General features: G+C 39.6%; 19 protein-coding genes. 15 read left to right on the top strand and 4 right to left on the bottom strand.

Annotated elements, in window-relative coordinates; all coding sequences use genetic code 11:
- Nucleotides 1–117: 117 nt before the first annotated feature.
- The 4 genes from G3O08_RS02040 (at nucleotide 118) to G3O08_RS02030 (ending at nucleotide 4,352) form a co-directional block, all read left to right on the top strand.
- A complete protein-coding gene (locus G3O08_RS02040) occupies nucleotides 118–1,794 on the top strand; it encodes a CotH kinase family protein (RefSeq protein WP_163282998.1) in 1,677 nt (558 codons plus the stop codon).
- A 199-nt stretch (nucleotides 1,795–1,993) separates the two neighbouring features.
- Nucleotides 1,994–2,119, top strand: coding sequence for a hypothetical protein (locus tag G3O08_RS21400; RefSeq protein ID WP_262888924.1), 126 nt, complete (start codon nucleotides 1,994–1,996; stop codon nucleotides 2,117–2,119).
- 16 nt (nucleotides 2,120–2,135) lie between these two features.
- A complete protein-coding gene (locus G3O08_RS02035) occupies nucleotides 2,136–2,885 on the top strand; it encodes a methyltransferase family protein (RefSeq protein ID WP_163282997.1) in 750 nt (249 codons plus the stop codon).
- 252 nt (nucleotides 2,886–3,137) lie between these two features.
- Complete coding sequence (locus G3O08_RS02030) at nucleotides 3,138–4,352, top strand: MFS transporter (protein WP_163282996.1); 1,215 nt, start codon at nucleotides 3,138–3,140, stop codon at nucleotides 4,350–4,352.
- 296 nt (nucleotides 4,353–4,648) lie between these two features.
- On the opposite strand, the gene G3O08_RS02025 is transcribed toward G3O08_RS02030, so the two are convergent.
- A complete protein-coding gene (locus tag G3O08_RS02025; protein ID WP_239540837.1) occupies nucleotides 4,649–5,473 on the bottom strand; it encodes a DUF547 domain-containing protein in 825 nt (274 codons plus the stop codon).
- Nucleotides 5,474–5,538: 65 nt separating this feature from the next.
- Here G3O08_RS02025 and G3O08_RS02020 point away from each other — a divergent pair, with 65 nt between their 5' ends.
- Nucleotides 5,539–6,270 (top strand): TIGR04283 family arsenosugar biosynthesis glycosyltransferase, encoded by a 732-nt coding sequence (locus G3O08_RS02020; protein WP_317164010.1) that lies wholly within the window; start codon nucleotides 5,539–5,541, stop codon nucleotides 6,268–6,270.
- A gap of 6 nt (nucleotides 6,271–6,276) precedes the next feature.
- Here the strand turns inward: G3O08_RS02020 and G3O08_RS02015 are convergent, their stop codons facing one another.
- Complete coding sequence (locus G3O08_RS02015; protein WP_163282995.1) at nucleotides 6,277–7,350, bottom strand: CNNM domain-containing protein; 1,074 nt, start codon at nucleotides 7,348–7,350, stop codon at nucleotides 6,277–6,279.
- Nucleotides 7,351–7,467: 117 nt separating this feature from the next.
- Here G3O08_RS02015 and G3O08_RS02010 point away from each other — a divergent pair, with 117 nt between their 5' ends.
- The 3 genes from G3O08_RS02010 (at nucleotide 7,468) to G3O08_RS02000 (ending at nucleotide 12,427) form a co-directional block, all read left to right on the top strand.
- A complete protein-coding gene (locus G3O08_RS02010) occupies nucleotides 7,468–8,553 on the top strand; it encodes a BamA/TamA family outer membrane protein (RefSeq protein WP_163282994.1) in 1,086 nt (361 codons plus the stop codon).
- 225 nt (nucleotides 8,554–8,778) lie between these two features.
- A complete protein-coding gene (locus tag G3O08_RS02005; RefSeq protein ID WP_163282993.1) occupies nucleotides 8,779–10,449 on the top strand; it encodes a CotH kinase family protein in 1,671 nt (556 codons plus the stop codon).
- A 115-nt stretch (nucleotides 10,450–10,564) separates the two neighbouring features.
- The gene (locus G3O08_RS02000; protein WP_163282992.1) at nucleotides 10,565–12,427 is read left to right on the top strand and encodes an ABC transporter ATP-binding protein; all 1,863 of its coding nucleotides are present in this window, start codon (nucleotides 10,565–10,567) and stop codon (nucleotides 12,425–12,427) included.
- Between the two features lie 11 nt (nucleotides 12,428–12,438).
- On the opposite strand, the gene G3O08_RS01995 is transcribed toward G3O08_RS02000, so the two are convergent.
- Nucleotides 12,439–12,855, bottom strand: a complete 417-nt coding sequence (locus G3O08_RS01995) for a type II toxin-antitoxin system VapC family toxin (RefSeq protein ID WP_163282991.1) — start codon at nucleotides 12,853–12,855, stop codon at nucleotides 12,439–12,441.
- Nucleotides 12,852–13,100, bottom strand: a complete 249-nt coding sequence (locus tag G3O08_RS01990; RefSeq protein WP_163282990.1) for a DUF6364 family protein — start codon at nucleotides 13,098–13,100, stop codon at nucleotides 12,852–12,854. Before G3O08_RS01990 ends, G3O08_RS01995 begins: the two co-directional genes overlap by 4 nt.
- Nucleotides 13,101–14,470: 1,370 nt before the next feature.
- Between G3O08_RS01990 and G3O08_RS01985 the strand changes: the two genes are divergently transcribed.
- From G3O08_RS01985 to G3O08_RS01955, 7 genes are all read left to right on the top strand, one after another.
- Nucleotides 14,471–15,097 carry a porin family protein gene (locus G3O08_RS01985; RefSeq protein WP_163282989.1) on the top strand — a complete coding sequence of 209 codons (627 nt, stop codon included), beginning with the start codon at nucleotides 14,471–14,473 and terminating at the stop codon, nucleotides 15,095–15,097.
- A 361-nt stretch (nucleotides 15,098–15,458) separates the two neighbouring features.
- Nucleotides 15,459–16,103, top strand: a complete 645-nt coding sequence (locus tag G3O08_RS01980) for a TetR/AcrR family transcriptional regulator (RefSeq protein ID WP_317164000.1) — start codon at nucleotides 15,459–15,461, stop codon at nucleotides 16,101–16,103.
- A gap of 6 nt (nucleotides 16,104–16,109) precedes the next feature.
- Nucleotides 16,110–16,595: a hypothetical protein gene (locus G3O08_RS01975; protein WP_163282988.1), complete on the top strand. Its 486-nt coding sequence runs from the start codon at nucleotides 16,110–16,112 to the stop codon at nucleotides 16,593–16,595.
- Nucleotides 16,596–16,603: 8 nt separating this feature from the next.
- Nucleotides 16,604–16,993, top strand: a complete 390-nt coding sequence (locus tag G3O08_RS01970; RefSeq protein WP_163282987.1) for a DUF302 domain-containing protein — start codon at nucleotides 16,604–16,606, stop codon at nucleotides 16,991–16,993.
- Nucleotide 16,994: 1 nt separating this feature from the next.
- The gene (locus G3O08_RS01965) at nucleotides 16,995–17,429 is read left to right on the top strand and encodes an OsmC family protein (RefSeq protein ID WP_163282986.1); all 435 of its coding nucleotides are present in this window, start codon (nucleotides 16,995–16,997) and stop codon (nucleotides 17,427–17,429) included.
- Nucleotides 17,430–17,524: 95 nt separating this feature from the next.
- Nucleotides 17,525–18,853: a TolC family protein gene (locus G3O08_RS01960; RefSeq protein WP_163282985.1), complete on the top strand. Its 1,329-nt coding sequence runs from the start codon at nucleotides 17,525–17,527 to the stop codon at nucleotides 18,851–18,853.
- Nucleotides 18,854–18,866: 13 nt separating this feature from the next.
- On the top strand, nucleotides 18,867–19,925 hold the full coding sequence (locus G3O08_RS01955; protein WP_163282984.1) for an efflux RND transporter periplasmic adaptor subunit: 1,059 nt from the start codon (nucleotides 18,867–18,869) through the stop codon (nucleotides 19,923–19,925).
- Nucleotides 19,926–19,939: the final 14 nt, after the last annotated feature.

Here is a 19,939-nt window from a genome sequence, read left to right as displayed (position 1 = left end):
ATTTTAACCATCCAGGTCTAACACATTACATCTCAACCCAAATATGTACTGAGAAAAAAAGAGGGTATTTAGATTTAAAATTGTACTTTTAATCCTTTGCCAGTCAATTAACAACCGATGAAAATAATTGCTCTACTCATTACCTTTATTCTATTAGCCACAGCGGGATTTTCTCAATCGCTCAACATAGATGTCCCCGAACATCGATTTCGAATTGATCCCTATAATAAAATCATTGTTATTCAAAGACAAAACCTTGACGAGTACAGCGATCTATCAGGTTTTGACGAATTAGAGCTCACTTTATTAAATTTCGAGTTCACCTTTGTGGAAATTCCGGAAAGTCTAGAATTTACCGGATGGTACATTGTGAATAATGGTAGTGTAAATTACAACCTCTTTTTTACGACGTTGCCCCTTATTAAAATTCAAAGCCCTGGCAATATTCCCGACGAACCAAAAGTCCCTGCCGAGTTCTATTACGCTGATGCAGATCAGATTTTGATTGCCACCATTGGAATTGAGCGTAGAGGCGGAATTTCTCAAAGCTATCCTAAAAAAACATATGACATTGAGTTTTGGGAAGATGCCGAGACGGAAATAAGTATAGACGTTCAGTTCGGAAATATGAGAAATGACGACGACTGGATACTAGACGCCATGTACAACGAGCCTCTTCGCATTCGGTCAAAAAATGCACATCAGTTGTGGCTCGATATTCATCAACCCCATTATTTGCAAGAAAAACCAAATGCCAAATCAGGCGCAAATGTACAATACGTTGAGCTATTTCTAAATGGGCGATACAATGGAATTTATATGCTGTCTGAGCAGATTGATAGAAAGCTTTTAAAAGTCGAACATTTTGATGGTGAGATTAAAGGGGAAATTTACAAAGGAGTTTACCACGGCGATGCGAATAACTTCTGGGATCTACCTGATTTTGATAACCAGAGCCGCAATTGGGAAGGATATGAATATGAATATCCCAAAGCCCAGGATACCACGAACTGGCAAAATCTGTACGACTTTACAGATTTTGTTATAAATTCATCTGATTCAGAATTTGAAGATGTTTGGATCAAGTTTAATTATGATAATTATCTAGATTATTTCATTTTCTTAAATGTTCTCCGTGCCACAGATAATTACGGCAAAAACATTTATACCGCCAGACTAAACAGCGAAAGCCCATACTTTTACTTGCCGTGGGATCTTGATGGTTGTTTTGGTACAAAATGGAATGGAACTTATCTCACTGCTACTGACTCAATTTTAGAGAATGGGTTCATGAGCCGGGTTATAGAAAGCGATGTAAGTAATTACGCAGCAGAGGTGAGCACTCGATATTTTGAGCTTCGTGAGGGAGTCTTGCATCCCGATAGCTTAATTGGCAGGTTTAGTGAAGCGTATGAGCTGCTCAAGGCAAATAATATCTATGCGAGAGAGGCATTGGTATTTCCAAACTATCCTTACGATCAGGAAAGTTTTGACTATATAGCAAACTGGACAGAAGAGCGTATAGCCTTTCTGGATATTTATTTTGGGTATACTGTCTCTATTGATGAGATTTCAGAAAGGCAAAATTTCGTTTACCCTGTGCCTGCAACTAATTTAATTTATGTGACACATAACCTATTCTACAAAAACAAGCAATATTCAATTTACAACCTTCAGGGACAGACTGTTCAAACCGGAAATATTAGCAAGAACACTATCGATATCTCAAGCATTAGAGCCGGTTTTTATATTTTTAAAGTTGGCAATTTGACTCAAAAGATTGTTGTAGAGTAGAGTGTTATTTTTAATCAATCTAAAAATCACGAAGTTACACTCGATGCCTTAGTGGCCGCAGGAAAGGATGACCTTGAACTAGTACCTGGTATATTTGGGATCAAAATCCAAATTAGCACTATAGCTCCATTTCAATTAGTTGGAAATCGCTTTTACCTTACAATTCAAACAGAAATGTATATTTGCCAAAAAAATAGAATTGGAATACCACGCAAGCGATGCCTTTTATGAAGGTATTACCTTACGTGGCTATTCATTTCACATCTCCGATTTTGTAGAATGGAATCTGGGCTACAGGATAAAATGGACTAACAATCCAGAATAAATAAAATCTATACAATATGGCATTACAAGATGAATTTAGAGACCAAGGAAATTTTTTATTTAAACACAGAAGCTATCTTCCGGTAATTATTATTCTCGTTGGTCTCGCAGTATTCATTTTTGGCAAAATTCAGAACACAGAACCAAGTGCGTCAATGCATTCATATTCAGCATTCCTGTTTTTGGCTATTGGCTTATTTGGTCTTATAATTCGTTCTGTAGCTGTAGGATATTCCGGCGACAATACTTCGGGCAGAAATACCACCGATGGACAAATAGCCGACTCTATAAATACTACAGGCTTGTATGCTTTATGCAGGCATCCACTCTATGTCGGCAACTTCTTTATGTGGTTGGGTATTGCCTGTTTCACAGAAAATTTTTGGTTTATTATTGCTTTCGTTTTCTTTTACTGGCTTTATTACGAGCGTATTATGTACGCAGAAGAATCATATCTAATTTCTAAATACAAGGACTCTTACTTAGAATATGCTGCACATACGCCTGTATTTGTTCCAACTTTTAAATTGTGGGTAAAGCCCCAAAATACCTTTAGCTGGAAAAAAATTATAAGACAAGAAAAGTCAGGCTTGCTCTATTTATTTATGGTGATTTTGATTTTTGAGATTATTGGAAATTTGGTAAACGATCTCCCTATTTTAGAAAACAATCAGTTCTGGATTGTTGCCTTTTTTATTATGCTCTTGTGGTATATTTCTGTAAAGATTGTTCAAAAAAGCACCAATTATTTAGCAACTGATCGATAATAAAACTGTTCCCATAAAGTCTTACCAGTTACCATAATACAGAGATAGTAGGCGTTTAAATTTCGCCGAAATTCTCTCTCCCAATTTACCGCAGTTCGAATTGACATCAAAAAAGGATTGGAAACCGACAGTTTGGTAGAAATATTGTCGCCCCAATTTGACGAACGGGCTAGAATACTAAACACCAGCCAATTTGGACTGACCGATATAGCTCGTGTGGCATAACAAACGAAATGGAAAATTGACACAAGCATGAAACAGATAAGCCGCGCTGTTTGGATATTATCTTTGGTAAGCCTTTTTACCGATATGGCCAGCGAAATGCTGTACCCCATCATGCCCTTATACCTAAAGCAAATCGGGTTTTCAATCTTTCTGATTGGAATTTTGGAAGGATTTGCAGAAGCCACGGCCGGCTTAAGCAAGGGGTACTTCGGACAACGGTCGGACATTTCGGGAAAGCGCACCCCTTTTGTGCAAATGGGCTACGCACTAAGCGCCATCTCAAAACCCATGCTGGCATTATTCGTTTTTCCTGTTTGGATTTTCTTTTCGCGTACCATAGACCGCCTTGGAAAAGGAATACTTACAGGAGCCCGCGATGCCATCCTTTCGGCGGAAGCCACGCCCGCAAACAAAGCGCGTATTTTTGGTTTTCACCGCTCAATGGATACGCTCGGTGCGGTGTTTGGCCCTGCATTGGCATTGGTCTATCTCTACTATTTTCCAAATGATTACTTCCACCTGTTTATCATCGCCTTCTTGCCTGGCATGATTGCCGTCGGTGCAACTTTCTTACTAAAAAAAGATAAAAACACCCCACCGAAACAGGTTGACAAAAAGGGCTTTTTCTCGTTTCTCAATTATTGGAAAACAAGCGACAGCCATTACCGAAAACTGCTTGTGGGATTGCTTGCTTTTGCATTGGTAAACAGCTCTGACGTGTTTCTGTTATTGCAATTAAAGCAATCGGGAATGACCGATACCGCCGTAATTGGCATCTATATCTTTTACAATTTCATTTATGCGTTATGCGCGTATCCGCTGGGCATTTTGGCCGACAGGATGGGACTGAAAAACACATTTGTATTCGGACTTTGCCTTTTTGCGATCGTCTATTTCGGCTTTGCGCTAAATGATCATTTCGTGGTTTATATCGTCCTATTTGTCCTTTACGGAATATACGGTGCTGCCACGGAAGGTATTTCAAAAGCATGGATTACCAACATTTGCAAAAGCAACGAAACAGCCACGGCAGTAGGTACTTACACGGCCTTGCAAAGCATCAGTGCCATGGTAGCCAGCAGCCTTACCGGGTTTATTTGGTTTCAATACGGCTCCACTGCTGCATTTTTGTTTTCAGCAATCGCCACATCAATTGTTATTGCTTATTTTATTTCCATACCGCCGTCGCAGAAAGTCTTGAATGTTTCGCCAGCTGAAACGCTAAACCCGCAATTGTCATGAAAGATATTTTTGTTCGGTTTCGAAGTCCCATAGCGGTTGCCCTGTGTTTTATTCTGGCGGCAGAAGTTAAACTTTTCAATTGGTAGGCGAATTGCAGCTTGTAGACAAATGGAAGCCCATTATTGATAAAGCAATCTCTACCCAAAAAGTAGCACCGCAAACTGTGCAGGCTCAAAAAAATAATATAAGGCCAACACCAGTTTTAAGCTATTAATAATCAACAGATAAAATAAAGTCCGAAGAAAATTCATTCTTCGGACCTTTTATTTATTCCTTTTCCGGAATTGCATCTGGAATTATTTCTGTTCGTTAAGTGCCCAATCGTAGTCTGTAAAGCCAACATCAACACCTTGGTTTATCTGCACTTTGCTGTACTGATTTACATATTCGCGCAAGCTGGGAGCCTTATCTTTAAAATCGCCACCGTACCATTTTAAAATAGGCGATATACTGGCTTGATCTTTCGAAATTTTGTTCTGGCTCTCGTCGTTAAAAAATGTTCTGGCTTGATCGTCAAGTTGTGCATTAAGCTTTTCTGCAGTGTACGCTTCGTTTCGCAAACGCGGACAAGACATAGCGGCACAAACTACTGCAAAGTGAATTCGCTCTTCATCAAATTGCTTCCTGATTATTCCGTGCTCAATATTATTCAAATCGTAGGTTTCATCTCCTATTTTAATGAACTTCACATCCCAAGGCGTATTTACAAACGGAATGCCGCCGGCAATATCTTTAATAGATTTTACGGGGTAGTTATTCAAAATTAATTTTACCGTAAAGGCATTATAAGCGTTTATCCAGTAGGCCAGTTGCCCCGCGTCTGTCCACACATCTTCATCGGGCACGTTTACACTCAACATATCCAAATACTTGTTCAAGGCCACACTATCCTTCATCATAGCCTTATAATTTACCAGCCCTTTATCATTTACATGTTTTTTTAGTAAAGCATCCCATGCACTGTGATCTACCGGGTTTGATAAAGCGGTTTGAGAATTTGAGTCCATCATTTTTTCTGATTTCACAGATGCTTTTGCGTTATTTGTGTCACCTGTTTGGCTAGCCTGTGAGCAGCTTACTGCTGCAAATGTGAACAATAAGGCTATTAGTATGTTTTTCATAAATCTAGTTTTAATTTGATTTCGTAATGGATATACGCTCCATTTTGAAGAGTAGTTTTTAATCAATTATACAAGCTATCAAAAGCTCAAATGTTCCCGCAATATCTATAATTATTCCCACTCTTAATGAGGAAGGCCATATTATACAATTGATTGAACGACTGGAATCTTGCTCCGCACCTATTGAAATCATTATCGCAGATGGAGGAAGTACAGATAATACTATTGCTAACGCGCAACATGCCGGAGCAAAAGTTGTCAATTTAAAAAAGCCGTCTCGCCCGGCTCAGCTTAATATAGGCGCGGATATTGCTAAAGCCGATATCCTGTATTTCGTGCATGCCGATACTTTGCCTCCCACCGATTTTGCCGAACAAATTGTAACCGCTGTTAAAAACGGCGCGCGGTTTGGCTGTTTCAGGTTTAAATTTGATAAGAATAAGGGAATGCTAAAATTCAATTCGTATTGTACACGCTTTCCCATTATGATGTTTCGCGGCGGCGATCAATCCCTTTTTATTCAGAAATCGTTGTTTGACAAGCTCGGCGGCTATGACGAATCGCACGTTGTGATGGAAGATTACGATATTATCAGAAGAGGCAAAAAACTGTCAGAGTTTACCCTCATCCAAGATGATGTGCAGGTTTCTACCCGAAAATATGAACAAAACTCATACTTGAGGGTAAATTGGGCCAATTTTATCGTTTTCTCGCTTTACTATTGCGGCGTAAGCCCCGAGAAACTGCTCAACATATATCTATATCTTATTAAGCATCCCAAAGCAGAGATGAAGTAGCATTTCTTATTCAATTAACCCCAAGTTCTTCGCGCGCTCCTCCCATTTTTTACGCGCGTACGCTTGCAAGTCGCCAATGGAATCTGTCTCATCCATTATTTCTCTTCCAAATAGCGTCTCAAACACGTCTTCCATAGAAATCAAACCACTCAAACCTCCATAATCGTCAACCGCGACTGCTATGTGAACCCGGCGTTCGTTCATTTCTTCAAAAACTTTCCGTAGTGAAAAATTTTCGGGTACTATGGTTATTTCCCGCTTTATAGATTTTAGCGATTCATCACCTTTACCTTCTATTACAGCCAGCAGCAAATCATCTTTAAGAATTGTTCCGGTTACCGTATCCTTGGAGCCGCTATAAACGGGTATTCTCGAAAATTGTAAAAACTTTTTTTGCTCAAAATACTCCGAAATCGATTGATTTTCATTGGCCATCACCATAACGATACGTGGTGTCATTACATCTTTAGCTGTAAGCTCATCAAAGCCAAGCACATTTTTTATCAAAGTGTGATCTGCTTGACCTATTTGGCCACTTTCACCTACTACATCGGTCATTGCCGCAAAATCGCGTCGGCTAAAAACACTCTTCTTATCTCCTCTATTCAGCGACTTTGTGATCAGTTTGGCAATCCATACAAAAGGTTTTAGCACAAATGTGAGTACCACAAGCGACCTTGCAGTGAAGTTTGCAAGTTCCTTCCAGTTATTGGCACCTAAAGTCTTGGGAATAATTTCAGAAAGCAGCAAGATAGCCAGAGTCATGGCCGCGGCAATAATAGATTCATAACCAAATTCAAACCCGAAAATACTGGCAGATTTAGTTCCGAAAATCGCTGCGGCTTGCGCCCCCACCCCTATCGCGCCTACAGTATGAGCAATGGTGTTAAGCGTTAATACAGCCGAAAGCGGTGTATCAATGTCGTTTTTTAGCTTTGCTAGCAAATCACCCAACCCAGGATTGTCTTGCTGTTTACTCTTTATAAAAGAAGGTGTAATGCTCAATAAAACTGCCTCCCAAATTGAGCAGAGAAATGAAAACACAATAGAAAGTAAGAAAAACGTTATTAATAATCCCATTTGCGAAATTTAAGGTTTCTGCCGAAACTAGAGCAGTTATTATGCCCTTTCGGGAAAAAATTGATGTTTATTTCATTTTCAAGAACCAAAAAGCACTACAAATCGTTAATTAGCAACGTGAAAAAGTTTTGGTTTTTTCTTATGGCCGTGCTCTTGGTTTGCCTTTCGGCAAAAGCGCAAGAAAAACCAGATTCCCTTAAAAAAAGAACAACCTTCTTTCCTTTGCCACTCATATACTACACACCCGAAACACGCTGGGCATTTGGGGGAGCAGCCTTTTTGTCCTGGCGCTTTAAAAGCGAGTCAGACAATTCACGCCCTTCTCAAATTCAGCTGGGAGGTGCCTATACACTTAACGATCAAATCCTAACCTACTCATCTTACCAGCTGTGGTGGGGCGAAGAAAAATACACGATTTTTGGAGAACTGGGGTGGTATCGCTACAATTATTACTATTTTGGTATTGGAAACAAAAACCCTGTAGATTTAGAAGAACTTTACGGAGTAAACTATCCCCGTGTGCGGGCTACTTTTTTGCGCGAAATTTTTCCGAATATTTATGCCGGAGTTCGCTTTACGGCAGATGATTTTAAAATAACCGAATTAAATCCCGAAGGTGCTCTCGAAACTCAAAATATTAACGGTTCAAATGGCGGACTTAACAGCGGAGCTGGGATGGCATTTACTTATGACACGCGCGACAATTATTTTGAATCTCACAAGGGTTGGTATGCCGAGGTTCATATCGGTGAGTTAGGTGCCTATCTCGGCAGCGATTTTGACTACACCCATTTCCAACTTGATGTAAGGCGTTTTTTCACCATTTCAGAAAATAACTTTCTTGGACTAAATTTTTATAGCGAGGCCATATATGGTGAAGCGCCATTTATTTCGCTGGCCTTATTGGGCGGCAATAAGCGTATGCGTGGATTTTATGAAGGCCGATACCGCGATAATAATTCCGCAATATTCCAAGCAGAATATAGACGCGATATTGTTGGACGGCTTGGCGCCGTGGTTTTTGGTGGTGTGGGCGCTGTTGCGGATGGCTATAAGAATATGGAGCTCACTAATTTGCGTGGCACTTATGGCGCCGGTCTCCGCATGGCACTAAATAAAGAAGATCGGATCAATATAAGGTTTGATGTGGGTATTGGAAACGGAGAAGCTGCTTATTATTTGACCATTGGAGAGGCTTTTTGATGAGATCTAAATGGGAGAGAGACCCAAAAAAAAGTTTCTTATTAAGGTTGGAGAAATCGATCTCTTCACCAATGGAGAAAATGATTTATCTACATATTATTTTCTTTAGTCGCCAATTACCTCGGCTTAAGCATCAAATAATCGGAGATTTATTTTAAACATTTTGCCACAAATCTTTGTTTCCAAGTTAATTTCGAAGTAAATTTCGTGCAATTAAAAACGACTATGAAAAGATTATACCTCTTTGCCTTGCTTCTGCTTACCCAAGCCACAGCTTTTTCTCAAGTTCTCACAATCGATATTCCCGAACATCGATTTCGAATCGATCCGTATGACCATATAATAGTGGTTCAACGTCAAAACCTTGATGAATATTCAAATCTAGCTGATTATGATGGGATTGACCTAGTTCTAAACACTTTCGAATTTCAGTTTAATGCTGTCCCCACTAGCCTTGATTATATCGATTCTTATACTGTGGCAAACGACACAGATGACTATCAACTTTTTTTTACGCAGCTGCCACTCCTTAAAATTCAAGGAGGTGTAATTTCAAGCGGAAACAAAATTCCAGCTGAATTTTCATACGCTGACGACCAGCAGATTTTGGTTGCTCCAATCGGCATTAACTTTCAAAGCTCGTATTTATCAAATAATCCCAAAAAGAGCTATTCCATTGAATTTTGGACAGAATCGGGAAGTCAAATCCCAACAAATGCCCAATTTGGCGATATGCAAAGCAACGATGACTGGGTGCTCAATTCCATGTACAACGACCCGCTTCGAATCCGAACGCTCAATGCACATAAATTATGGCTTGCCATGCACGAGCCTTCTTACCTGCAAGAAGAGCCCAATGCCTTGGCAGGTACCGATGTGCAATATGTGGAAGTTTTTGTTAGTGGTCATTATTCTGGTATTTACCTGCTTTCGCAGCAAATAGAACCAGAACTTCTCAGCCTTCGCCAAAATGATGAAGCTATAAAAGGCGAACTCTACAGAGGGAAAGAAGCCCAGGCAGCAACTTTATTTACGGGACTGCCAGATTTTAATGACACCCTGCGCTTCTGGGCCGGGCACACCATGATTTATCCTGTAGACACCATCAATTGGGAGAATCTTTACGATTTTACTGATTTTGTTTTAAATTCTGATAGTCTGGATTTTGAAAATATCTGGACAAAGTTTGACTACCAAAACTATCTTGACTACTTCATTTTCCTAAACTTAACGCGCACGGCAGATAATACCGGCAAGAATATTTACATAGCAAAATACGATAGTGCTGCCCCCTATTTTTATGTTCCAGCCCAACTCAATGGAAGTTTTGGTACAAAATGGAATGGAACGGTGGAAAATATCACCAACGATATTCTTACCAATGGATTTATGAATCGGGTGATTGATAATGATGTGAACAACTACACGGCAGATGTTAACGCGAGATGGGCAGCGCTACGTACCGGGCCGTTGACAATTACTAGTCTCATTGGCGATTTTACTGAGGCGTACAATCTGCTCATAGCAAATAATGTGTATGAACGCGAAGCGCTGGTTTTCCCAAACTATTCATTTGATCAGGCGAGCTTTGATTATACCACTGGATGGATTCAGGAACGCATCGCATTTCTCGATATCTATTTCAATTACAATCCTTTATCAGTTTCTCAATATGAGAAAACGCATTTCAGGATATATCCAAACCCGGCAGATAAAAATTTCAGAATTCAATCTGCTTACGACCTGACTAATGAAGAATTTCAAATTATTGATATTCAGGGAAAAGTGGTAAAGTCTGGATTGTACAACGGTGAAGAGATTTCTGTATCTGATATGGACGGTGGTTTTTATATTGTGAGAATTAACAATCTAAGTGAGAAAATTATTGTGCGATAATCCCGAATCGTGAAGAAAATTTGGATTTATACCGTGTGAATAGATTTTATCGATATTCAGGTAAGCAAAGTGAGAGGGTCAATCAGACCCTTTCTCTTTATCTTCGTACTTGAAAATGCCAAAAAAAGACCAAAAAAATCCCTCGGGGTCAATCTCTCCAGATTCGGACACAAAACCCAAACTAAGTTTCAAAGAACGCTTAGAAGCCTTCAAAAACCTTCCGCGCTTTTTTAAAATGATTTGGGAAACCAGTCGCTCAATGACTTTGGGTAATGTGCTGCTGCGGATTATCAAAGCAGCAATCCCCGTCGTAATGCTCTGGGTGGGAAAGTTGATTATCGATGAAATCATTTTTCAAATAGATAATCCTGCTCACGATTTCAGCATGATATGGATTTATCTGGCAATGGAATTTGGCTTGGCAATAATCAGCGATTTGATCAATCGTGGTATTACCTTATTAGATGGTCAGCTTGGCGATTTATTCAGCAATAAAACTTCGGTTAAGCTTATTCACCACGCTGCTTCACTTGATTTGCACCAATTTGAAGATAGCGAATTTTACGACAAGTTAGAACGCGCACGACGCCAAACGACAAGTCGAACGGTGCTTATGAGCCAAGTGCTTACGCAGGTTCAAGACATTATTACGATTGCCTTTTTCGCTGTTGGGATTATTGCGTTCAAACCCATTTTAATAGTGATTTTGATCATAGCCATAATCCCATCCTTTCTGGGCGAAACTCATTTTAGTGAAGCCAGCTACAGCCTTACGCGAAGCTGGACACCGCAGCGGCGCGAGCTCGATTACCTGCGCTTTATTGGTGCCAGTGATCAAACAGCCAAAGAAGTCAAGATTTTTGGCCTGGCCGGTTTTATTTCCGATCGGTTTAAAAGACTTGCAGATCAATATTATGAAGCCAACAGAAAGCTAGCAATCAAGCGCGCCTTTTGGGGATCGCTTCTCGCTATTATTGGAACGGGAGCTTATTACGGTGCTTACGTTTTCATTGCCATGGATACCGTGGAAGGTAAAATATCTGTAGGACAACTCACCTTTCTGGCAGGATCGTTTTTGCAAATGCGCAATATGCTGCAAAGCATTATGAACCGGTTTAGCCAAATAGCCGAAAGTGCGCTTTATCTTCAGGATTTGTTCGACTTCTTTGAAATTAAGCCGGATATTAGGCAAGCAGATAGCGGACTTCCAATTCCCAATCCAATCAAGCGGGGTTTTACATTTGAGAATGTTGGATTTCAATACCGCGGAAGTGAAAACTGGTCATTGCGCCATCTGTCGTTTCATTTAGATGTTGGCGAAAAGCTAGCTCTCGTTGGTGAAAACGGAGCCGGAAAAACAACACTAGTAAAATTACTTGCCAGACTATACGAACCAACAGAAGGTCGTATACTGCTCGATGGGCACGACTTGCGTGATTACAAGCTAGATGAGCTTCGGAAAAATGTGAGCATCATCTTTCAGGACTACATGAAATTTCAGCTGGAAGCCCGCGAAAACATAGCTGTTGGTGACATTGAAGGAATTGAAAATCAAGAACATATTGAAACCAGCGCAGGAAAAAGCCTGGCAGATACCGTAATAGAAAAGCTACCCGGAAAATACCAGCAAATGCTTGGAAAGCGGTTTTTGGGTGGTGTAGAATTAAGCGGTGGTGAATGGCAAAAAATTGCGCTTGCCCGCGCCTATATGGGCAATGCACAGCTCATGATACTCGATGAACCTACGAGTGCTCTTGACGCCCGTGCAGAAAACGAAGTCTTTATTCGCTTCGCCGAATTGATGCAAGGAAAAACCGCAGTGCTTATTTCCCACCGCTTTAGTACGGTTCGAATGGCTGATAGAATTCTATTTTTAGAAAATGGCCAGCTTTTGGAGCTTGGAAGCCATGAAGAATTGATGGAGCTTGATGGTAAATACGCTGGTTTGTTTAAGTTGCAGGCTAAGGGGTATGTTTGATGCAAAATGACTTATTTTATGCTTGCTAAATATTCTGCAGGTGTCATTACAGGAATCTTCGATTCTTTAAAATCTTTTCCATCTCTCGTAATAATCAAATCACAACCAGATTCAACTGCGCAAAAATATTGTAGCGCATCTTCAAAATCTTTAAATTTTGAATTTAATCCTTTTTCAATAATAAGCTCATCAATTGGCGAAATATTGCATAATACTTTAAACTTTCGCAGCTTTTCAATCGCAATTTCTATACTTTCATATTTTGTGAGAAGATAATTTACAGTTGCTAACGAGATAGGAGAAACAAACATTTCCAACTTCTTCTTATCTGAAAGGGATATCAGTTTGGCAGCTGATTGGTAAAATCCTTTCCTCTCTCCAAGGAAATCTAACATGACATTGGTATCTATGAAAACCTTAGCTTTCATTTATACTTCTTCATTAAATGTTCAGAATATTCTTTCTTATAATCTATGTCAGCTGGGATGCTCTTGCCAGAAGAAATACTTTTAACATAAGGTGAAATTTCAAAATCATCAGACTCTGACTCTGCTGTTATGGATTGAAGATAAAACTCAATTAATCGCGACAAACTGATTTTTTTGTCGGAAGCATATTGCTTTGCTTTCTCGATGATATTCTTGTTTAGTTTTAATGTAAGTTTAGTATCCATATCGCTTTCTTATACGTTCAAATATAACAAATTTATCCGTATAACATTTACTCAAGTTTTACTTACTTTAGTTATGGATCTAAATCTACATGACCTAAGTCACACTGAATAGTTTCTGTCCATACAGTCCACTACCATGCCTGTGGCTTGGTCTTCGATCTGCGTTGCACCATGCCATTGGCTTGGTCTAAAGCCTTGTATTGAAAATCGAAGATCAAGCTATTTCAGCATGACAGTCCTTTCGACTTATCTCGACTGCGCTCGATAACCAGCGCGCGATGGCCACCGCTCAAGACATCGGATCCCGACCTGGCGGGACGCCTTATTTACACCCTTACAGAAGTTTATCTTAGTCTACCACGCCGTCGCGTGGCTTTTTCAGCGGGGCACTCCCAAAAAGGTCGACGGTTGTCCATACGGAATCACTTCGATCCTGAAATCGACCCGAAAAGACGGGGTAAACTACGCGACATACGCTCTCCTTTCAGCCGAACATGCGCTCTCCTTTCAGTCGTAAGTATTTAGAACTGCGTGCGCTACTTCGACTTCGCTCAGCACAGCGCTTGCAACCGGAGGGCGGCCCGTATGGGCTATCGAACATTCTGATCCAGCCATCTTAGTGAACTTAATAAAGTTTACCCCGTTTTTCGGGGTGACCTCATTACCGGCGACCAGAGAGAGTCCGTACGGAAGGGAGTAGTTGACAGACTCCAATTAGTGTTTCACCACAAAACCAAGCCCGGCTAAACACAGTTAACGAACTATTGAAAACGCTTTTTGGTCATATTGGTTTCCATCTATCAGCGTTACAGCAAAGGAGATAACCGGAGACAGGTAAGAAACATCAATTTTCTCATTTCTGTTGATCCTTATTGCTTTCGTTAGTTTTCCATTTGCAGAATAGATCTTTAAAATTAGAAATGGCGTTGAGGCCTTTCGCTTTCACTGTATTTAGGGTTGTCGTTGGGTTTGGATAAATACTGAAGGCATTCTAGTTAGCTCAATTGGCCGAACCGGTAAAGGTAGAAATGTCAATCGCCAGAGAAGTCATGGCTGTTGAAGACTCAATTACTCCACCACCAACTTTACACTATTCATTACAGAATGTTGATACTGTGTTTGCACACGCTTTAATACTTAACAATAAAGCTAGGTCTAATCGAATTTTTGTATTTTTTACTTTATAAAACATGTTTTCAAATAAATGACACCCATTTTTATTTAAACAAAATAGTTAAAATACGCCTACTTGGTACAAATTGGAATGTTTATTCTTAAACTTTATTAAGATAAAAGTGTTCGGTGTGTAAGAGATTATTCACAAAATAGAATAATTCAATAATCACCATAAACATTAAAAAATGAAAATTATGAATACGAAAAAATTACTCACAGCAACTTTAGTTGCATTGCTATTTGCTTTTACCGCAAATGCACAGCTAGAAATTAAACCAACCGCCGGAATAAACCTAAGTAACGTAAGCACCACACCCAACGGAACAAAAACAACAGCGAAAATAGGCTACCAATTTGGTGGTTCGGTTATGTTTGGAAATCGCCTTTACCTTTCTCCTGGTATTTTTTATTTCCAACAAGTAACTCAATATGTAATAGATAATCCGGATGGTAGCACGACCGCAATCACTTCGGATGAAAAAACTGCCGGTGTAAAGATTCCGGTATTGTTAGGTTTTAGGTTCATTGATCCGGAAACTGATCCTTTGCTTAATTTTAGAGTTTTTGCCGGTCCCTCGGTGAATTTCAATACCACGAATAAGTTTTCGGATGGATTTGGCAGTGATGAAATTAAGTGGAAGAAAAATACTTGGGGTGCTCAAATAGGCGCAGGTGTTGATTTGGCTTTCCTCTTTTTGGAAGCAGGTTACGAGTTCGGCCTAAGCAGTTCATACGAAGGTGACTCTGCATCTGAAAACTTTAAGGACATCAAGCACAATTCATTCGTGCTGAACGTAGGAGCCCGCTTTGTGATTGACTGATTTAACAAAATCAAATGAATACTAAACACGCCCCATTCCGCAAGGATTCGGGGCGTGTTTATTTTTAGGTTTTTATCAAAGCGAGTTATGATGTTGGATTGGTAGATGACAACAGAAATGCTAGCCTATAACGGCGGTGCAAAAGTGAAAGATGAAAATCTGATGATCGCTATACTTTAACCGCAGATGTCTATATATATACCTTATAAACATCAAGTTACAACATATATAGGGAATTCTGATTGACTTTCTTTCATCTTCCCTTTTGTGAAAGCTCTGTATGACTTAGGTCACACAAAACAACCCCAATCCTAAGTATTTTTGAAAGAAATACGCACATCAAAAATATTATATTACCTTTGTGAGTGATTACTCACTTACTAATTTAAAACAAGAAATGACAGCCCTTGCTCCTTCTTCAAGAATCGACTTATCTGAACGGCAGTTTGAGATTATTACCGCAGCCGGTAAATTATTAACCCGCTCTGGAGTAATGGGGCTCACTATAAAGAACCTTGCGAAGGAAATGCAGTTTTCTGAAAGTGCTATTTACCGACATTTTTCAAGCAAGGAAGAAATAATTGTCTCCATGCTTTACTACTTGGCTTATGATATGGACAACCGATTTACTCAAGCAATGAACAAATCGGAAGACACCGAGACTCGGTTTCTGAAACTCTTCAGAAATCAGGCAGCCTTCTTTACCGAAAATCCATATTTCGTGATTGTGGTTTTTTCTGATGGTTTATTGGAAGAAAGCGAACGGATAAACAAGGCAATCACAAAGATAATGGAAACAAAAATTAGCCATCTCATGCCAATAATTGTCTCCGGCCAGAAAAACGGATTTCTAAAAACGGATCTAACTCCGGAAGAATTGGTACATATTATTATGGGAACTTTTAGATTATTAATGTACAAGTGGAGAATATCCAACTTTGAATTCAATCTGAAAGCCAGAAACGACAAAATGCTTCAATCTTTATTAACACTTATAAAAAAATAAAACACTATGAATCTATTAGTTAAGTATGCTTCAATTCTTTTTTTCAGCTCTGCGCTTATTTCTTGTGGAGATGGATCAAACGATCACAGCACAACAGATGCTGAAATGCACTCTGATGAAAATGTTGCTGACCATGGCGATGACCTGGATCAGAATTCTGATCTATCACTTCAATTAAACAACGGCGATAAATGGCTTGTAAATGATGAAATGAAACCGAGCGTTGAGAAAGGTGAAGAAGCACTAAACGCTCATTTGGCTTCAAAAAACGGAGATTATAAATCGCTTGCTCAGGAGTTAAAAAGTGCCGATGAAAACTTAATCTCTAGCTGTACCATGGATGGCAGAAGCCACGACGAATTGCACAAATGGCTTCACCCCCATTTAACACTGGTAAGCGATTTAGAAAATGCTGAATCACCACAGGAAGCTGACGAAGTGATTGAAAAATTAAAAACATCTTACGAAAATTACCATACCCACTTTCAATAAAAGAAATCATGAAATACTACATCTCAAAAACTATAACCGATACTACTGTAGCCAATCTGCGACCTAAAGTTGAAGAAGCCTTAAAGGCTGAAGGGTTTGGTGTATTAACAGAAATCGACATTCAGGCTGTGATGAAAAAGAAGCTTGACAAAGACTATCTGCCGCATCTCATTCTCGGTGCATGCAGTCCTGTTTATGCCGATAAGGTTCTTTCCATCGATCCACATATGAGCACGCTATTGCCGTGCAACGTTACCCTGCGCCAGTTGGAAAATGGGGATGTTGAAGTTTCGGCAGTAGCGCCACTCGTAGCGATGAATATGGTTGATACTCCTGGTATTGAAGAATCTGCACAAGAAATAAACGATAAGCTTAACAGAGCGATAGACAACGTTTAAAATGGAAGATAAACACAGTTATAAGGTATCTCTAAAATGGGATGAAGGGCGCAAAGGAATCATGGAAGCCCCAGGATTGGAGCAGAAAATTACTGTTGTAACTCCGCCCGAGTTTGACAATGGCATAGCTGGGTTCTGGTCGCCCGAGCACCTTTACACTGCTTCAGTGCTTAGCTGCTTTATGACAACCTTTTTGGCTATAGCCGAATATTCAAAATTGGAATTCCAAGATTTCGACTGTACTGCTGATGGGATTATGGAGAAAGTGGAAAAGCGGTTTCAGATGACCGAAGTTAATTTAAAAGCCACTTTGAAAATATCAGATCCAGATAAAAAAGATAAAGCCGAACGCATTTTAGAAAAATCTGAAGCTGCCTGTCTTATTTCAAATTCTATTAAGACAAAAGTGAATTTGGAATCAACCATTGTTTCATAAACGAACTATGAAAGTTTACAATAACAGTTCAAATGCCTGCCGCAAAATTTGCGGTGGGTATTTTATCAACTCAACGACGTAAAAAAATTTACCTAATGAAGTTAGTGAACGCTCACATACTGCTATCCTTAGTCATCATAATGATGGGCTATCCTTCAGAATCCACGGCTCAAACCTGGAGCCTGCAGCAATGTATTGATAAAGCCATAGTGCAAAACAGGCAGCTGCAAATAGGCCGTAACAACCAGGCCATAAGTCAGGAGCAAAGCAAGGAAGCCAGGTCGAATCTCATTCCAAAAGTCACCCTTAATGCCGATTACAAATACTTTACTGATCTGCCCTACCAGATTATGCCCACTTCTGCTTTTGGCGGACCCGAAGGGCAGTTTAAAGAAATCCAATTTGGTGTACCACATAATATTGGTGCCAATATTCAAGCAACAGTTCCACTTTACAATCCAAAAATAGTCGGGAGTATAAAAACAGCGCAGCTTGCTAATGAGCTAACTGACTTACAGTACCAAAAAACCGAAGAAGATGTCCTTTTTGAGATTTCCAATCTCTATTATAACGCCCAAATCATTCACCACCAACTTCTGTTTATTGACAGCAATCTGGTTAATGCAAATTCACTCTTGCAAAAGGTAGCATTACTCAACCAACAACTTTTAGCCCAAGGCAGCGATGTAGCCAAAATTCAACTTCAAATTGCCCAGCTCAAAACCAAAAAGAAAGCAGGAGAAAGCCAATACCAACAAATTTTGAATGCTTTAAAATTCTACATGGGGCTGCCATTGGATAAAGACCTGAAAATTGAAGAAAATATTAATCCCCAAATCATTGAAAATTATACATTAAAAAAATCGATAGATATCGCTTTAGTAAAAGCCAAGAACAAGCTTATAAAGAGCGAATTAAACACGCTACAAAATACGCGTTTATTGCCATCGCTAAACGCATTTGGAAGTTATGGTACCAGCGGTTTTGGTTATACCGAAAAGCCCAATGATTTCCTTAATTTTTACCCGATTGGTTTCGTGGGTTTGCAATTTAGCTACCCCCTATTTAATGGAATGGTAACCAAACGCCAGATGAATAGAAAAGTACTGGAAATAGACAATAACCAGATTCAATTAAATATGCTCGAAGCCCAAAATGAAATGCAACTCGAGAATGCAATCAATCAAAAAATGGTGGCCCAGGAAGCGATAGAGAATACGGATAGTCAGGTATCTCTTGCCAAAAACATTTACGAGCAAACTATTTTACAACACAGAGAAGGCACTGCCAACTTAAGCGATGTATTGCTCGCCGACAATGAATTGCGAAGCGCTCAACAGGATTACCTATCAGCGATAATCGAGTATTTGAAAGCTGATCTGGATTTAAAGAAAATAACGGGAAATTTTAGCCAAAACAAGTAAAAACAAAGGAACGATGAATTGGAAGAAAATAATAGGAATTATCATAGCCGTAGCACTTGTGGCCTTCATGATTTTTAAACTTAAAGGCAATAAGACAATTACAGAAGATAAAGTATATCACTACAGTAGTGAAGAAGTGGTGCATGTAACTACTCAAAAAGTTGCAACACAAAACATCGGAGACAGCCAATCCTTTACAGGAAACTTTGCGCCCAATCGCGAATCAAAACTAAGTGCCGAAACACAAGGCAAAGTTAAAGCTGTGTTGGTCGATGCAGGTGATATGGTTAAAAAAGGCCAGCCACTCGTTGAGCTTGACAAAACAATCTTACAACTTCAGCTTCAGTCGGCAGAAGTTACAATTGAAGGGCTTGAAGCCGATGTAAACCGCTATACCATATTGGCGGAAGCCGACGCCATACAAGGTATAAAACGCGAAAAAGCAGAGCTGGGATTAAGAGCAGCAAAGATTCAAAGATCAACCTTAATTGAGCAAATCCAAAAATCGACTGTAAAAGCCCCTTTTGACGGTATAATAACCGCTAAAATGACCGAAGAAGGTGGGTTTGCTCCTCCGGGAGTTCCCTTGCTGCAACTCACAGATATTGCTACTTTAAAATTTACAGCAAACGTTTCGGAAAATGATTTGTCAACATTTAAAATCAACCAAAAGCAGAAGATTATTGCGGACGCTTACCCGAATATAAGCATGGAAGGAATTACTACGCTTATTGGCAGCAAAGCCAATATGGGAAATACTTTTCCAGTACAATTTACTGTAAGAAACACCCCCGATTTAAGCATAAAAGCCGGCATGTTTGGCCGATTGAATTACCAAAGCTCTCAATCTGAAAAGGCCATTATTATCCCATCATCTGCCATTCAGGAAAATGATGGCAAAACCCAGGTATATGTTTCCGACAAGGGTAAAGCGGCGTTGCGAAATGTAGAGATGGGGCAACGCATTGGCGATAAAGTAATAATAACCAAGGGATTAAATATTGGCGACATTTTGATAACCCGTGGTTTTGTAAATCTTTTTGATGGAGCAAATACCGCTTCCGCAGATTAGAACTGTGCAAAAAT

Origin of the sequence: Cryomorpha ignava, from assembly GCF_010686655.1 — a bacterium.
Lineage (GTDB): Bacteria > Bacteroidota > Bacteroidia > Flavobacteriales_D > Cryomorphaceae > Cryomorpha > Cryomorpha ignava.
This window is presented reverse-complemented; position numbering and strand designations above follow the sequence as displayed.

What these genes read in the sequence shown, in the direction of transcription:
- G3O08_RS02040 (WP_163282998.1), top strand. Translation starts at nt 118, where the DNA reads ATGAAAATAATTGCTCTACTCATTACCTTTATTCTATTAGCCACAGCG.
- G3O08_RS02035 (WP_163282997.1), top strand. Translation starts at nt 2,136, where the DNA reads ATGGCATTACAAGATGAATTTAGAGACCAAGGAAATTTTTTATTTAAA.
- G3O08_RS02030 (WP_163282996.1), top strand. Translation starts at nt 3,138, where the DNA reads ATGAAACAGATAAGCCGCGCTGTTTGGATATTATCTTTGGTAAGCCTT.
- G3O08_RS02025 (WP_239540837.1), bottom strand. Translation starts at nt 5,473, where the DNA reads ATGAAAAACATACTAATAGCCTTATTGTTCACATTTGCAGCAGTAAGC.
- G3O08_RS02015 (WP_163282995.1), bottom strand. Translation starts at nt 7,350, where the DNA reads ATGGGATTATTAATAACGTTTTTCTTACTTTCTATTGTGTTTTCATTT.
- G3O08_RS02005 (WP_163282993.1), top strand. Translation starts at nt 8,779, where the DNA reads ATGAAAAGATTATACCTCTTTGCCTTGCTTCTGCTTACCCAAGCCACA.
- G3O08_RS02000 (WP_163282992.1), top strand. Translation starts at nt 10,565, where the DNA reads ATGCCAAAAAAAGACCAAAAAAATCCCTCGGGGTCAATCTCTCCAGAT.
- G3O08_RS01995 (WP_163282991.1), bottom strand. Translation starts at nt 12,855, where the DNA reads ATGAAAGCTAAGGTTTTCATAGATACCAATGTCATGTTAGATTTCCTT.
- G3O08_RS01990 (WP_163282990.1), bottom strand. Translation starts at nt 13,100, where the DNA reads ATGGATACTAAACTTACATTAAAACTAAACAAGAATATCATCGAGAAA.
- G3O08_RS01985 (WP_163282989.1), top strand. Translation starts at nt 14,471, where the DNA reads ATGAATACGAAAAAATTACTCACAGCAACTTTAGTTGCATTGCTATTT.
- G3O08_RS01975 (WP_163282988.1), top strand. Translation starts at nt 16,110, where the DNA reads ATGAATCTATTAGTTAAGTATGCTTCAATTCTTTTTTTCAGCTCTGCG.
- G3O08_RS01970 (WP_163282987.1), top strand. Translation starts at nt 16,604, where the DNA reads ATGAAATACTACATCTCAAAAACTATAACCGATACTACTGTAGCCAAT.
- G3O08_RS01965 (WP_163282986.1), top strand. Translation starts at nt 16,995, where the DNA reads ATGGAAGATAAACACAGTTATAAGGTATCTCTAAAATGGGATGAAGGG.
- G3O08_RS01960 (WP_163282985.1), top strand. Translation starts at nt 17,525, where the DNA reads ATGAAGTTAGTGAACGCTCACATACTGCTATCCTTAGTCATCATAATG.
- G3O08_RS01955 (WP_163282984.1), top strand. Translation starts at nt 18,867, where the DNA reads ATGAATTGGAAGAAAATAATAGGAATTATCATAGCCGTAGCACTTGTG.